The following is a 15,124-nucleotide window of genomic DNA, read 5'->3' as shown; positions in this document are numbered from 1 at the left end:
CTATGTTACGCGCTGTTCTTTCTGAGTGTCATCAAAAAACGTGGTTTAAATAGTTAAAGAATACAAGGTAGTGGGTCAATAGTACAGTACAACTATATAGGTTTTCAATTTACATAGTGCAGTTGAGTTCCATAACGATCAGATTTCCTGTGTCGATTTCACACCTAAAATAGAAAAAATATTCAAGAATTATATTTCTTTTAACAATCGGTTGAAATTGTTCTTTCTTTTAGTAATCCTGTACGAAGGAAACGGAGGTAATGCTGAACTGGCTGCCTTTGGCTACCAGGTAGAGATCGTGGATACCATAGGAATATTTGGGGTTACCGGTAAGTTTCAGGGCATAGGTGGTATCACCTGTGTATGGGATTTTCAGGGTACCGATACGCCTGCTTTTTTTCCCTTTGGGTCTGTCAATACGAAATTCCAGGCGCGCGCTTTTGCGTTCTTTGTTCTGACAAAAAACAACTACTTTGAATCCTATTTCTCCCATGCTCAGATTCACCTGGCCAAATCCGAGATAGGTACCGGATTTCATTTTAAATTCTGTTTCGAAATTACCTTTCTTTTGTGGTGGGGCCGGAGCCGCCGGAGGTTGGTTAGATGACGGCGGGGATGCCGAGGGCGGTTGCGGTTGTGTGGCCGCTTGTCCCCGGACAATCAAATGAGCAACAATAAAAAGAAGACATAGGATAGGCCTCATAGCTAATCAATAAGTCTGGCATTTCGTTTCGGAAAACCCAACCAGTGTCTAAAATACTAATTAGGACGAAAATTTACGCAATTTATATTAAAAATTACAATAATAATATATTCTGATTCCCAATAGGTTGAATAAGGTGTAATAATCTATCTATTTAAGTAGTGGTGGTAATGTAGTGTACGCAATTGCCAGGGCTTTTATTGTAATTGACGGGGTATTGCGCAAAAAAAAATGCCTCCACCATCAGTGGAAGCATCTTTTTGAAGACGCTGTGCGCGGCTTAGTATTAGTTTTTTCCTTCCTTCAGCACCATATCAATAGTAATGGCTGCAGCCACAATCGCCATTTTATTAACATCTTCAGGACATTCCTTCGCTATATTAACCCTGTATTTATCAGCAGTAGTAAAAGCTTCTCTGAGCGCACCTGCCCATTTTTTACTGATAGTGCCCAGCTCTCTGCCAGAACCATCCACTATATTGAAATTCCATGCTTTCCAATCGCCCTTGATCTCCGCCAGTACCTGCTCATTTGCATCGGTAATATGGAATAAAGGCTTCATGAACTGGAATTTCTGCTTAATCCCTCCTATTACCACACCGTTGGCATCAGAGATCTTGATCTTTGACATCCAGAAGGTCCAGCCACGATCGATAGAAGCCACTACCTGTTCGTTGGCATCAACAATATTCAGGGTAAAAGGGAATATAGCTTTACTCAGAAGAAGACGCAGGATCTTGTGGAAGAATGGTACCTGCTGGGTTATATTACCAATCTGCTGGCCCTGTCCGTCAAAAACCTTGTAAGCATTGGAGAATTTAAGAAAGCCAATTTTTTCATCAATGAAATAATCATCGTGATGAAAGAACTGAGGTAAGTTCGTTTGTCCCATGAGGTTTTACAAAAGTTGGTTATAGAATGGCAGCGAAGATATAGAAATTTTTATTATAATATCCCGAAAAAAATAAACAGGAACTCTATACAAACATTAAATTGCAAAACAACCCTGCTTAACTGAGAATCATGACAACGCAAAAAGAAGACCGGAAAGCTGCTTTCATCAAATGGATCAGGCGCATAGGCTTCTGGGGATTCATTTTCTTCCTGCTGAAAGGGCTTCTGTGGCTTGCATTGGGCTATTGGGTATTGAAATGATCCTGTCACATTACTGGTATGCTGATATAACTTTCGGGGTAAAACTTCAGCTCACATTGCATGGCGTCCTGTACCGTCTGCATGCTTACATCCTTACTGCTTCCATAATTTTTCTGCCAGAAAACATTTGCCACCGGGCTTATTGTGAAAAGCAGGCTACTCCCCTTCTTTACCAGCTTACTGATCCATTGTGTTTCACTCAGGGTGATATGGTATTTTCTGCCCTTCTCCCAGTAAGTGTTCTTCGTTTTATCTATGCTGAGTGACAGCCTTTGCACCATCCGGGACAATGGCCATTTCACACCGGCGCTATCTATTTCCCAGAGACTGATCATAATATCAGCATCCGGTGTAATGGAAGATATATAAAGGTCTGCCGTAAATGAGCCATTGACGATAATATCCTTGGCTAATGGCCGGGTTGTGAAAGAAAGCAGATGCTTCCGCCTGAAGAGTTCCTGGTGTATCAGGGCATTATCGTTGGTGTATCCTCTCAGGGTATCGTCAGAACGGTCTGCTGTATTGTAGGAAAGCAGAAGACTGCCATGTCCTTTTACTTTCTTTTCCTGTAAGGGTCCTCCTGTTTTTGAAGGCAGGAAATACTGCAGGGTGTCCCTGTTCATCTTATCAAGCGAAGGGAAGAAATGCCATTTATTCTCTGCCATTACAAACACAGAGATCCTGTCCTGCAGAAAAGCAGGTTTACTTCCTCCTTTCAGTGTGTAGTTGAACCATTCCAGTATCATCTGTTTCTGATCTACCATTGCCGCTGTATCTATCCTGTATGGCGCTATGAAATTACTCCGGCGGCCACCCTGGCCGCCAACATGGTCAAAAGGGCCGATAAACAGGTAGTGCTCCTTTACAGCACTGGCAGGGCCATATTTATTATGCATATTATAATAATGCAGGGCGCCCCGCTGATCATCATCAAAATAACCTGTGGTAGTGAGTATGGGAATATTGATCCGTGAAAATTCTTCTCTTGTAGGCGTCATCCGCTGCCAGTAATCATCATACCCGGGATGGGTGACCCAACGCTGGAAGATAGTATCCATACCATGCCCTTCAATAGAATCCAGCCTGTTAAACGGCAGTCCGCTTAGTATATAAGTGCTGTTCACTTTGTCCCATTTTTCTGCATTGAAAAAAACAGGATCAAGATAAGGTCCGTTCCTTACATACTTAAGCCATTGCAACATGTAGGTCATGAAGATACCACCGGGATTGGGGTAATCTATGCCCGGTCCAACGGCAACCTGCGGAACAATAGTTTTCAGAGCCGGGTGTAATTTCTTTACAGTGGCCCATTGTGCAAACCCGAGATAAGAGCCGCCATACATGCCTACTTTCCCGTTACACCAGGATTGTTTGCTTATCCAGTCAACAATTTCATAATTATCGGCAGCGTCATTTTCCATCGGGTAAAATACTCCCTGGGAAGTGGCTTTCCCCCTGTTGTATACAAAAATGCCTGCATAACCACTGTCTGCTACATACTGTGCCCTTGTGGTATCCGGCCCCATAGGGTAACAGCTGATGCGTAATACGGCAGGCAAAGGCAGTTTAGCGCCGGCCTTATATATTAACAGTGTACTGAGTAGTGTACCATCTTTTAAACGCACTGTCTGCGTAGTATCCTTAATATATTTCTCCTGGGCATGCGTTTTTGCGAAGCCGGTCAACAACACAATAAGCAATAGTTTACATAAGCGGTTTAACATATTTTCCGTTTGAAAGGTCAACAGGGATTTCAATATAAATAAAAAGGAGGAGCTTTCGGCCCCTCCTCTTCATTTACCGTTTAATATCCGGTATTCTGATACATCTTTACCGGATCAAGCTTCCACTCATCATACGGAATGGGATAGTAACGGTCCTTACTTGAAAAGTTTGATAGTCTGGCATTACCGAAATAGGCCTGGTCCTTTGCATGGAAATAGCTTATCAGCTCATCCGTGGTAAAGGTTCGCAGCAGGTCATACCAGCGGTGATTCTCAAAAGCCAGCTCTGATCTTCTTTCGTGAAGGATAGCCAGTTTCAGGGTAGGATATTTAGCGCTGTAAGCAGCATCCATCATAGATGTTGCATAATCAGGCATGCCAGCCCTTGCGCGTACCATGTCAAGATACTGGATGGCAGCGGTATTATTACCCTGGTACATATTCACTTCTGCCAGCATGAGGATCACATCTGCATAGCGGATCAGGATGAAATCATTACCGCCATAACCATTAGTGCCTGCAGCGGCGCTTGTATCACGGAACTTGGTAATAAACCAGTCTTTCACAATAGAGGCATTGGCATACTTAATGGAATAATCCTTACGGAGGTCACCACTCTCATATTCATTTACAAGATCGCCGGTAACGTTGCCGCCTACACCGGTAGCTTCTTTTTTAGAGTTGATCGTTTCCCCTTTAGCCTGGTTGTTGGCGGCTATTGAAGATGAATATGTGGCATCTCCCTGTTTGTATACTATCTGGAGGATCAGCTCAGGACAGGATGTTTTTTTAGATACATCAAATACATCTGTATATGGGATCTCTTTCAGCTGACCGAAGTTGCGCATATTGTAACAGGCGCTCAGGTAAGTATTAGCCTGCGCCAGGTGCTCATCTCTTTTGCCGTCATCAATGGTCGTGGCCATGGTCAGGTATACCTGTCCGAGAAGTGCATTACCTGCGGCTTTGGATATACGGCCAATGTTAGCGCCTGTCTGGAAATTGGGTAGCGGACTTGCAAGTACGTCCTGCAGGTCTGCAATGATCTGGGAATATACAGCAGTGTCTTTAGTCCGGAATGTATTGGCGCTTATATCGGCAGTAGTGGAAAGTTGCTTTGTTACCAAAGGAACATCTCCCCATTTACGTACCAGATGAAAGTAGATCAGGGCGCGGAGGAATTTGACTTCAGCTTTATAACCAGCCCTGGTATCTTCATTATTGAAAGTTACCTTGTCAATATTGGACAATACGGTGTTGGCTCTTGATACTGTTTCATATAAAGCCAGCCAGTGCCTGCTCAGGTAAGTATTGCTGGGCAGGATAGAAAAATCGCCAAACTGGAAAGGTTCCCCGGAATTGGACTGGTTGTCATTGCGTCCTGTATTGTCAGAACGTTCTTCTGTAAAGAGACCGCTGTTCTCGCCTATACAGTTTTCGCTTCTGAGCGACTGATAAACACCATTCACGGCAAGGAGCACATCATTTTCAGTGGCAAAATAATCGCCTACAGTTATTGCATTAGGATCTGTCTGGTTCAGAAAATTTTTGCTGCAGGAAGATAAACCCATTGCTGCGGCCAGTGCCAGTATAATTGTTATTTGCTTTTTCATTTTACATTGTTTAAGGATGGATAGATCAGAAGCCTAGTTTCACACCTACATTATATGCCCTTACAAGCGGGTACATGCCGTAGTCAACACCCGGAGCCAGGTTGGCATTAGTGGTGCTGTTACCGTTGAAATCCACCTCCGGGTTATACCCTTTGTATTTTGAAATAGTAAAAGCGTTGTCCACGCTTGCAAACAGGGTAGCTTTTGTTACGCCCAGCCGCTCCTGCAGTGAATGGAACTTAAAGTTATAACCCAGCATAATGTTGGTACACCTGAAATAGGAAGCATCCTGCAGATAGTAGGTAGAGAGCCTTGTACTGTTGCTCTGGGTACCGGCGCGGGAAGGGCGGTATGCCAGTCCGTTACCCGGCTGTGACGCTGAACGGTAGTGATCAGCAGCTTCCACATACTGGTTGCCGGATCCTTCCATATTGAAGAGGTAATAATCCTGTCCGTCCAGTACCTGGTTTCCATAAGAACCGTTGAAGGAAGAACTGAAGTAGAAATCTTTATAGGTGGCGGATAATGCAAAGCCATAAGTGAATTTGGGATATGGATTGCCTATTACATCTTTATCATTATCGTTCACTACCCCATTTCCATCTTTGTCATAGAAATAAAGATCGCCGGGGTGCATAGGATTGGAGGAAGACGCTGAAGGCGCAACGGTTTTGTAGTTCTCTTCAGTTGCTATACCCAGCACTTTAAATCCGTAGAACATGCCCACAGGCTGTCCTTCCTGGGTGATGTGCGTTTTATAGGAACGTTCTGCACCAGCCGTAATGATAGTGCTGGCGCCCCCCATATTCAGCACCTTATTGCGGTTTACAGAGATATTACCTGCCAGGTTGACGCGAAGATCTTTATGATCAATTATGCGTGCATCCAGCTGTATGTCCACTCCCCTGTTACGTATCTTGGAATCACGCAGGTTAGTCAGGATGGTAGAGGAGCCGGAAATACCGGATATAGGTTGATTAAAGAGCAGGTTGTAGGAGTAGCTCAGGTAATAGTTGGCAATAACAGACAGGCGTCCGTTCAGTAATCCTACATCAATACCGGCGTTATACTGTGAAGTTGATTCCCAGCCAATTTTGGGATCTTTTACATCATTCGGATAAATGGCGGTGTTGACAGTGTTGCCGCCAAATACCACACCTGTAGGAGTAGCCATTACCTGGGCAGAGTTGTAATTACCGATATTGTTGTTACCACTCAGGCCCCAGCTGGCACGCAGTTTCAGGGTAGATTGTTTGCCCAGCCAGTCATGATAGAAAGATTCATTGGATATGTTCCAGCCCAAAGCTACTGACGGGAAATTACCCCAGCGGTTCAGCGGACCGAAACGTGAGGAACCGTCTGTACGGAAAGACGCGGTTACAAAATAACGGCTGTCATAGTTGTAGTTGATACGGCCCAGGTAAGAAAGTAATGTATAAGTGGCTTTCTCTGCTGTGGTAAGCGTGAAATAGGCCGCATCAGCACCTTTGGCGGAGATTTCCTGCACACGGTCATTTTCGAAACCCTGTGCTTTTACCAGCAGTTTATCTGTAGCTGTTTGCTGTGCCGTATAACCTGCCAGTACATCCAGTTTATGTTTCCTGATCTGCTTGCTGTAGTTAAGGGTGAACTCTCCCAGCTGATCAAGGCTGCTGTAGTTCTGTGCCTTTGCGTTGGCCGCAGCTTTGGATGCGGTTGAGTAAGGAGCGCTTACCCCGCTGCTCAGGCTTGTAGGATAGTAATAATCATACTTTTCAGAATAGCTGGCCATGCCGAGGTTTGCCTTGAAATAAAGGGATGGCAGCAACTGGTACTGTGCATAGGCGTTATAGGTACCACGATTGCCCCTGCGGCGGATATTGATCTCTTCTGCCAGCGCCAGCGGATTTTCGAAACTATTGAAGCCATAAGTGGCAGATAAAGCAGCTACTTCATTCTTCACTATCTTTCCCTTGTCGTCAAATGCGCGGTAGCTGGGCAACATGAGCAAAGCAGCCATGATAGGGTTATGGTCCCAGCGGCCTTCTTCTGTTTCCTTATTCTGGTTGTTGGTATAGGAAATGTTCAGACCAACTTTCAGCTTTGGATTTACCTGTCCGTCAATATTTGCACGAAGGTTGACCTTCTTTACGCTGGTATTGAGAATGATACCATCCTGGTTCTGATAACCACCGCTCAGGTAATACTTAACGCTGCTGTTGCCACCTGAGAAAGACAGGTTATGACGGGTAAAGGCGGCATTGCGGTACAGCAGGTCCTGCCAGTCTGTGTTATATTTTGAGGGAATGATCTTCTGGTTAGCGAAATCGTAAAAATCTGGTGCAATGCTGACAGAATTGGCATTGCCTACTTTGGCTATACGGGCAGCGTTGTTGTCAGAATACATAGCATCGTTCCAGGTACCTCCGGTATTGACTACCAGGTCGTGATAAGAGTTGTTCCGGGCGTCTACCATGAGTTGGGAGAACTGATCGGCATTCATCAGCTTTACTTTCTTTGCCAGCTGGTTGATGCCGGTCTGCAGGTCGTATTCAAATCTGCCCTTTCCTTCCTTACCACGTTTGGTGGTGATCAGTACCACGCCACCTGCTGCACGGGAGCCGTAAATGGCTGCTGATGCCGCATCTTTCAGGATGTCTATAGATTCAATATCTTCCGGGTTGATGTAAATATCATTATCCATCGGGTAACCGTCCACTACATACAGTGGATTGGAAGCTGCGTTGATAGACCCTATACCGCGTACCCTTATTTTGGTGCTGGCATAAGGAGCGCCGCTCACCTGCGATACCTGTACACCTGCTACTTTGCCCACAAGGGCCTGTCCGACGGAAGGGGAAGTGAGGTTCAGCTCACTGGCTTTGACACTGGAAATGGCTCCGGTTACATCGCTTTTGCGCACTGACTGGTAACCGATGGCCACTACCTCTCTCAGCTGGCTGTTCTGCAATTTCAGCTGCACATTAACCTTCCCTTCTCCGGTGACTGTCACTTCCTGCGGGGCGTAGCCAATAAAGTTGAATACCAGTACGTCTCCGGCGTTTACTGCAATAGTATACTTACCGTCAGCGTCTGTAGTGGTGTTCTTTTTTGTATTCTTTTCATAAATGCTTACACCGGGAACAGGCTGCTGGTTCTCGTCTGTTACTATACCGGATATTACCACCGGCACAGCTGCAATTGCAACCGGTTTGGGTTCTGCTTTCTTCCTTTCCAGTTTAAGGAAGATGTGGCTGTCATCCACCTGTTTAACAGTGCCCTGGTAGTTTTCCAGGAGATCGCGGAGTACGACAGACAATGGTGCATTGTCAGCATCATAGCTGACAGGTTCTTTGGCATTTACAATACTTGCGTTATAGGCTATGGATAATCCCGTTTTTTCTTCAATAAGCAGGAACACATTCTTTAACGGCTGCTTCCTGACATGAAGGCTGATACGGGCATTGCGGACCTCTACCGTAATGTTACGCTGCTGTGGCCCGGAGGCGAAGCACATGACGTTACATAATAAGCATAATAACAGCAGGCGCATCTGCCGGTTTGAAAAAGTTGGCGCTTTGCATTCTACTCGCATGAGGAAATGTTGATTTTAATTTCATTTTTATTTACCTGGTAGGTAACACCTGACAGTTGTGACAACAGGTGCAGGGCATTCTCTAAAGTTTCATTCTTTAATTGCAGGGTATAACGGCATGACCTCCTGGTTGTACCGCTGAGAATGATATGTACATTGTATTGTCTTTCCAGTAATTGTGCTATTTCCTCGAGCGAAGCCTGCTCAAAGAAGAAGCTGTTATTCCTCCATCCGGCTATTTCTTCTGCCTTACAGGCCTTCAGCTTATGGCTGTCCTGTTTTTCATTATACACCAGCACCTGGTTCTGTATTACACCAGCAGCCAGTATTTCATTGAGGCTATCAGTTTTCTTTTCTATCCTTACTTTTCCGCTCAATACGGCTACCTGCAGTTCTTTATCGTCAGGATAGGCACATACATCAAACGAAGTACCCAGTACTACTGTCTGCACCTTTCCTGTATGCACAATGAAAGGCTGCGCTTCATTGCTTACTACGTCGAATGTGCCCTGACCGGACAGGAATATCTCACGTTGCTCTTCCCCGAAATTGGATGGTATCTTAACGGAAGAATGTGCATTAATAAAAAGAGTACTACCGTCCGGGAGTGTCAGTTTCTTTCGTTCTCCGTTGCCGGTGCTGATCTCAGCGAAAGTATCAGGGGCAGGCGTGCGACTGTAATTCTTCAGCCAGAAGAACAGCCCTGCTGTAAGTATTAATAATATGCTTGCTGCAGCTGCAAGGCGGGTATAGTTGATGGCCCTCCTGCGGTTGAACAGTTGCCACATAACCGCCCTGATCACCTTGTTGGCTGCAGCCGTCATCTCCGGATCTGCCGGAATCCCATCCTCAAAGGAATCGAACCAGGCCTCAACACGAGCCTTTTCTTCCGGTGTACACTGACCGGACCTGTATTTTTTTAAAAGCGCCAGTATTGCGTCTTTTTCTGATGATGTTTCCATTCACCAGTAAAGTCCTCAAAAGGCAGGGGTAGTACCGTTAAGGAATTGTAAACTTAATGTTACCAGCATGTATAGTAATGGGAGGTAATGATTATTGAGGCGAAGACGGATGCGCTTCAGCGCAAGGGTAAGGTTGTTTTTGACGGTCTGCTCGGAAAGACCGTATTCAAGGGCTATTTCACGGATGGATTTTAATTCCCAGCGACTGGACACAAATACCTGCCGCATAGTATCGTTCATCTTTGCTACTTCTGCTTCTATTTCTTCTTTTATCTCCTGTGATATCAGCTGGTTCTCTACCGGGAATGCAGCCGGTTCGTCTTTCTCCATTAATATTGCCTGGCGGGCCAGCAGCTTCCTGTTCTCTACCTGCCAGTCAATAATGGCATATTTTACAGCACGTACCAGGTAGCCTTTTAACTGAGTGATATTATGCCTGTTCTTCCAGCAGGAGATGAACACTTCCTGCAGCAGATCGCTGGTGTCCTGTTCTGAGCGGATACGTGTACAGACATACTTATACAGTTCAGCATTGTACCTGTACATAATGGTTTCAAATGCCTTCTCATTATCATTTTGTGCAAGTGATAGTAATTCCGCGTCAGACAAATGCTTCATAATAACTGGCTGGCATAGTGTGACGCGAAATTATAAAGGGGATATTTAGTGATATGTTATGTTTACGTTAAGGGGAACTCATCTTTGAATGTTACTCCTTTTTCCATCATCTCTATTTCTTTTGCATTGCAGAGGCATGCTTCCAGTTCATTAATAATAGTTCCTTTGTCCAGCTCCTGCCCTATAATAACAAGTTCATTTTGCCTGTCGCCAAAGCGCTTGTCCCATCTTCTTTCAATTTCTTCTTTGTTGTCAAGGAATGAAGCATATCTTATTCTGTCCCTGTATGGCATGCTGCTCCACCATACGCCTGCTCTTTCTGCTCTCAGGCTACCACCGGCCTGGCTCCAGTTGAGCGCATCTTCAGGACGGGAAGCAAGCCAGAACAGGCCTTTACTACGGATAATGCCAGCATGCCATTGATGATTGAGGTAATGCCAGAAACGTTCAGGATGAAAGGGCCGGCGACTACGAAATACAAAACTGCTGATACCATATTCCTCCGTTTCAGGAGTATGATGGGATTTATTGAGCTCTTCTATCCAACCTGCGCTTTGGCTGGTTTCTTCAAAGTCGAACAGATGTGTGTTGAGTATATGTTGCAGTTCTACCTTACCAAAAGAAGCTTCTACTATACGTGCTTTCCCATTCAGCTTATGTATGACTGAGTGTAGCATGCCAACATCTTCCTTACTTACAAGGTCAGTCTTATTCAGGATAATGACATTGGCAAATTCTATCTGGTCTGTCAACAGGTTCACGATAGTACGGGTATCTTCTTCCATATCAGTGATCTCCCTGTCCTGCAATGTTTCAATACTGCTGAAATCTTTGAGGAAATTATAGCAATCAACTACTGTTACCAGGGTATCCAGGCGGGAAATTTTGCTGAGGTCTGTGCCATTGGCTTCGTCCTGGTAGGTAAAGGTCTGCGCAACCGGCAGTGGTTCACTGATGCCTGTACTTTCTATCAGCAGGTAATCAAATTTCCTTTCTTTTGCCAGTTTTTCTACTTCTATCAGCAGGTCTTCCCGTAATGTACAACAGATGCAGCCGTTGCTCATTTCAACCAGGCGTTCTTCTGTTCTGTTTAATGTGTTTTCATTTTTTACGAGTTGAGCGTCTATGTTCACCTCACTCATATCGTTTACGATAACGGCCACTTTCAGGCCTTCCTTGTTGTGCAGGACGTGATTGAGCAAAGTAGTTTTACCTGCGCCGAGAAAGCCACTCAGCACAGTTACAGGGAGTCTGTCTGTCATTATATTATTTATTGCTGTGCAGCAAAGATAATATATTATGCAACAAAGTTGCAAATAGAGGGGCGGGATATTTTATTTTCTCAGGGTGAAGCAGGATCATTTTCTCAACAACGTCACTCCCATTAGCCCAATTACAACATCATTGGTAATAGTCTTCAGACGTAGTGAACGTAATGTTTTTTGTGGATTTAGAGGAAGCTCAAGCACGGTAGCAGCTCCTCCTTCAATGGTACGGCCGTTAAAGGCATCGCCGGTTACCAGTTCTCCTGTTTTCAGGTGTATGCGGGGAGGACGGGGTTTCTCCAGTTTAAATGCAAAGCCATCAGCATAATAATCTTTTTCTATGGGCCACCAGGTATCAGGATTACAGAGCATCAGGGAATCGCGGGAGCCGTCGGTATATTCGATATAAACGGCCCCGTTATCCATTCTGCTCTGCATAGGGTTAGTAGAACCTGCCATCAAGAGCCACATATGACTGGCGCTGCCTCGTAAGGGAATACTTGTTTCCCCTGGGTAATTATCCCATTGGGAAGTAAAGAGGATATTCCTGCTGTCTGCATCGCCGGGAGTGCGGAAGCGAAGGCCGTTGGGGAAGCTGATCTCGTTTTTACTGCCAGCCAGTTTTCTTAATCCGCTGTCATCTATAGCGGGTTGCTCATGCGGGCGGGGCCAGTCCCCTATTCCCTGCCAGGGTAATTGTAAAGTAGTGCTTTGAGGACGGGGAGAAAGATATTTATTAGTGAAGATGCTGGTCACTTTATCATTGAACCAGGCGCTGAGATCTATAGTTTCTGTATTGCCTTTAATAACGGTAAGCGTATTAGCGGGTTGCCCGGGAGTTGCTACGCGGAAACATACCGGCATCCACCAGGTAAGCATACCCTGCTTCATCCTGAGAAAGAACGTGGGGCTGCCTTTGGTAGCTTTTATGCCGGCGGTTATCCTGTTCTTGCCGATAAGAATATGTTGCAATGCCTGTTGGGGATCATAGGCTTCTAATATCGTTGCATTGTTAAAAGCTACGGAGAAAGCTGTGCCTGGCTGATACCTTCTTTCTGCCGGAGGCATAACTGGTTTAGCTCCCTGCCAGGAGATACGTATATCAAAATGCTCATCTGCCGGAGCAGTGAATGCTATGACCGGATGTCCTACAACGCTGTCTTTGCAATGCCAGGACGTTTTCTTACCGTTGATGGTGATCTCTTTTACCTGTGCACGGGCAATAATGCTGAAACGTAGCGCTTGTAGGCCTCCCAGGCGTTGCCTGATAACATAGCTATCCGTCTGCCCCTTTCTCTTAAACCGGAAGTCAATATCCGGGGAGGCGATTGCAGCACTGTCCCATTCATATGGGAAACCTGGTCTGATATTCAGCACATGATGCATAAGGTCCGGCTGTATACCGAAAAGGCCTTCTATCAGCGCTCTGGAGAACATGCCTACAGGATCTCCGAAATCGCGGTAGGCTTCCCCGCGACTGGCATCATAATGAGATATCTGTACAAAATTACCGGGGCTGCCACCCAGGTACATAGATGCCAGTACTTCGCTTTTGAACAGCCGGAAAGCCTCATCGGCCCGGCCGCCTTGCCAGTTAGCGAGGGCAGTATGCATGGATTCTGCCAGCGCAACGTTGTTGAGAGACCATGTATAAGGCATCCAGCTGGAAGTAGCCAGGGTATAGTAGCCATTGTCTTTCAATCCCGTTGCACGTACAGGTATGTGTGGAATGCAGTTATCTATATACCGCAGACTTTGCCAGGTCTGGAAAGCATCGGGTACTTCAGAATCAATGCTGTGGTAGATGGTCCATATAGCGGGAGATGTGTGAATCAGTTTATTACCCAGCAGGTCTTTATACTCGCCATAAGTGCCTTTATCTCTCAGCCATAAGAGATTGTTCATGGCATTGCGGACTTTTTCTGCTTCTTTCTTATATGGCGTAGGGTCTTTGCCGATATATCCTGCAATCTCAGCGGCCTTTATATTAGCAAAGTAGTTATATGCAGAGGAATGTGCTACTCCTCCTCCGCTGTACTGTAACGCATCGCTGGCCCAGATGGCGGCGTAGGCATCGTACAGACCATCCCCGTCAGCATCAAAGTTCCGTTTCTCCCATGCCAGGTGGGATTGCAGCACAGGCCAGAATTCTTTCATTTCAGCAAGCCTGCCGGTCCACATAAAATGCCGGAGCAGCTGATCAATGTACACGAGGTTCATATCATAATGATGTGCCCTGATAGACTTACCCAGCGGGTCCCGGCTTATATACCCGGTGGTGAACATTCCTATACCCGGCTTCTCTTTACTCCGCGCCAGGTGCATAGCTGTATCTGCAACAACGGCGGCGCTGTCCGGCTCCTTTACCTGCGATGCGGCATAAGCACGGAAATGAGTAAGCGCCCTGTCATGCCAGCCCAGGGCATCTCCTGTATATGGCCCTCTCCATCCGTTCAGCCGCATCCGCCAGCCAACAGCGCCATGCAGGTAGGAAGGCTCTTCCCATATTGCATCCGCGGCAACTGATAATGCACCTCCGACGGTATTGATGTAAGGATCTGGCGTGGTGATGGTGATACGCTCAAACTTTTCCCGTTGTGACCGTAAAGCATCCTCATATAAAGCGGGTAGCTGGGCTGAACTGAATGTAGTATTATTTTCCGGGCGGTATATTATATAGTCATACGGTTTATCATTCTCCAGGGACAGCTGCATGGTTAATACCGGCGCTGTTCCTGCAGAAGAACTGAGCGCTTCCTGCGGATTATCAATCTTAGTGGCATCTCCTGTTTTAACGATGGCTGTGGATGGAAATGTACCATTTAATGAACGGCCATCCCCGTAACACAGTTCAAAGCCATTACCGTTGATGGTATAACTATTGGTACGGCAATTAGCCGCCTGCAGGTAATAGACAGATTCGGGGTCAGGTCCCATATCGCCGTCCCGGCTGAACTTTTTTCCTGTGGCCCCGCCAAATACACAGACCAGGGTAGCTTTTTCTTTAAAACCGGTAGCATATGCGCGTATGATCATTCCTTCCTGCTGCGCCATAGCCATTACAGTTAGTTGCAGCTGCCCGCTTCCCAGCAGGCTGTCTTTAATAGTATAGATCATCATTCCCGGACGGTAGCGGGCAGTGATGTTACCGGCTGCTGTAAGCCATTTGCCATTATTCCCTTTTATAATACCTGTTCTGAGGTTCCCTCCCATTCCGGGCATATATAATGCAAACTCCGGCAGATCTCCTGTTTCTACCCTGAAGGCGGTATTGGTACCATACAGCGCCCTGGTGAAACGCCTGTTACCGTTAGTGATCACGAAATCCCTGTCTTCAGGATGATATCTCAGCATGCGTTGTTCGTTATGCCAGAGACCAGGAGGAAGCTTCACAGGGTATAGCTCCTGTGCGTAGGACATATGTGCGCAGAATAATAGAAGAATAAGTATGGGCTTCACAATACTGTTGTTTTTCATAACATAAGGAGCCCCAAAATACGTTTAAATTAA

The 15,124-nt window shown here is 45.9% G+C and carries 10 protein-coding genes; 1 reads left to right on the top strand and 9 read right to left on the bottom strand.

From position 1 onward, the window contains the following. Positions 1-229: 229 nt before the first annotated feature. Together GO493_RS07180 and GO493_RS07175 are read right to left on the bottom strand one after the other, a co-directional pair. A complete protein-coding gene (locus GO493_RS07180; RefSeq protein ID WP_157305458.1) occupies positions 230-538 on the bottom strand; it encodes a carbohydrate-binding protein in 309 nt (102 codons plus the stop codon). A gap of 451 nt (positions 539-989) precedes the next feature. Then, positions 990-1,595, bottom strand: coding sequence for an LURP-one-related/scramblase family protein (locus GO493_RS07175; protein WP_157305457.1), 606 nt, complete (start codon positions 1,593-1,595; stop codon positions 990-992). A 131-nt stretch (positions 1,596-1,726) separates the two neighbouring features. Between GO493_RS07175 and GO493_RS07170 the strand changes: the two genes are divergently transcribed. After that, entirely contained in the window at positions 1,727-1,858 is a 132-nt protein-coding gene (locus GO493_RS07170; RefSeq protein ID WP_157305456.1) for an alanyl-tRNA synthetase, read from the top strand. Between the two features lie 5 nt (positions 1,859-1,863). Here GO493_RS07170 and GO493_RS07165 read toward each other — a convergent pair whose 3' ends face one another. The 7 genes from GO493_RS07165 to GO493_RS07135 all read right to left on the bottom strand — a co-directional run bounded on the left by GO493_RS07165 (position 1,864) and on the right by GO493_RS07135 (position 15,034). Then, positions 1,864-3,582, bottom strand: coding sequence for a CocE/NonD family hydrolase (locus GO493_RS07165; RefSeq protein WP_157305455.1), 1,719 nt, complete (start codon positions 3,580-3,582; stop codon positions 1,864-1,866). An 80-nt stretch (positions 3,583-3,662) separates the two neighbouring features. Further along, entirely contained in the window at positions 3,663-5,195 is a 1,533-nt protein-coding gene (locus tag GO493_RS07160; RefSeq protein ID WP_157305454.1) for a RagB/SusD family nutrient uptake outer membrane protein, read from the bottom strand. 25 nt (positions 5,196-5,220) lie between these two features. After that, positions 5,221-8,769: a SusC/RagA family TonB-linked outer membrane protein gene (locus tag GO493_RS07155; protein WP_198315567.1), complete on the bottom strand. Its 3,549-nt coding sequence runs from the start codon at positions 8,767-8,769 to the stop codon at positions 5,221-5,223. Continuing rightward, complete coding sequence (locus GO493_RS07150) at positions 8,760-9,731, bottom strand: FecR family protein (protein ID WP_157305453.1); 972 nt, start codon at positions 9,729-9,731, stop codon at positions 8,760-8,762. Before GO493_RS07150 ends, GO493_RS07155 begins: the two co-directional genes overlap by 10 nt. A gap of 15 nt (positions 9,732-9,746) precedes the next feature. Then, positions 9,747-10,349, bottom strand: a complete 603-nt coding sequence (locus GO493_RS07145) for an RNA polymerase sigma factor (protein WP_157305452.1) — start codon at positions 10,347-10,349, stop codon at positions 9,747-9,749. A gap of 62 nt (positions 10,350-10,411) precedes the next feature. Beyond that, a complete protein-coding gene (locus tag GO493_RS07140; RefSeq protein ID WP_157305451.1) occupies positions 10,412-11,611 on the bottom strand; it encodes a GTP-binding protein in 1,200 nt (399 codons plus the stop codon). A 96-nt stretch (positions 11,612-11,707) separates the two neighbouring features. Continuing rightward, positions 11,708-15,034 (bottom strand): DUF4450 domain-containing protein, encoded by a 3,327-nt coding sequence (locus GO493_RS07135; RefSeq protein WP_232538780.1) that lies wholly within the window; start codon positions 15,032-15,034, stop codon positions 11,708-11,710. Positions 15,035-15,124 lie beyond the last annotated feature (90 nt).

Source organism: Chitinophaga tropicalis, from assembly GCF_009758205.1.
Lineage (GTDB): Bacteria > Bacteroidota > Bacteroidia > Chitinophagales > Chitinophagaceae > Chitinophaga > Chitinophaga tropicalis.
This window is presented reverse-complemented; position numbering and strand designations above follow the sequence as displayed.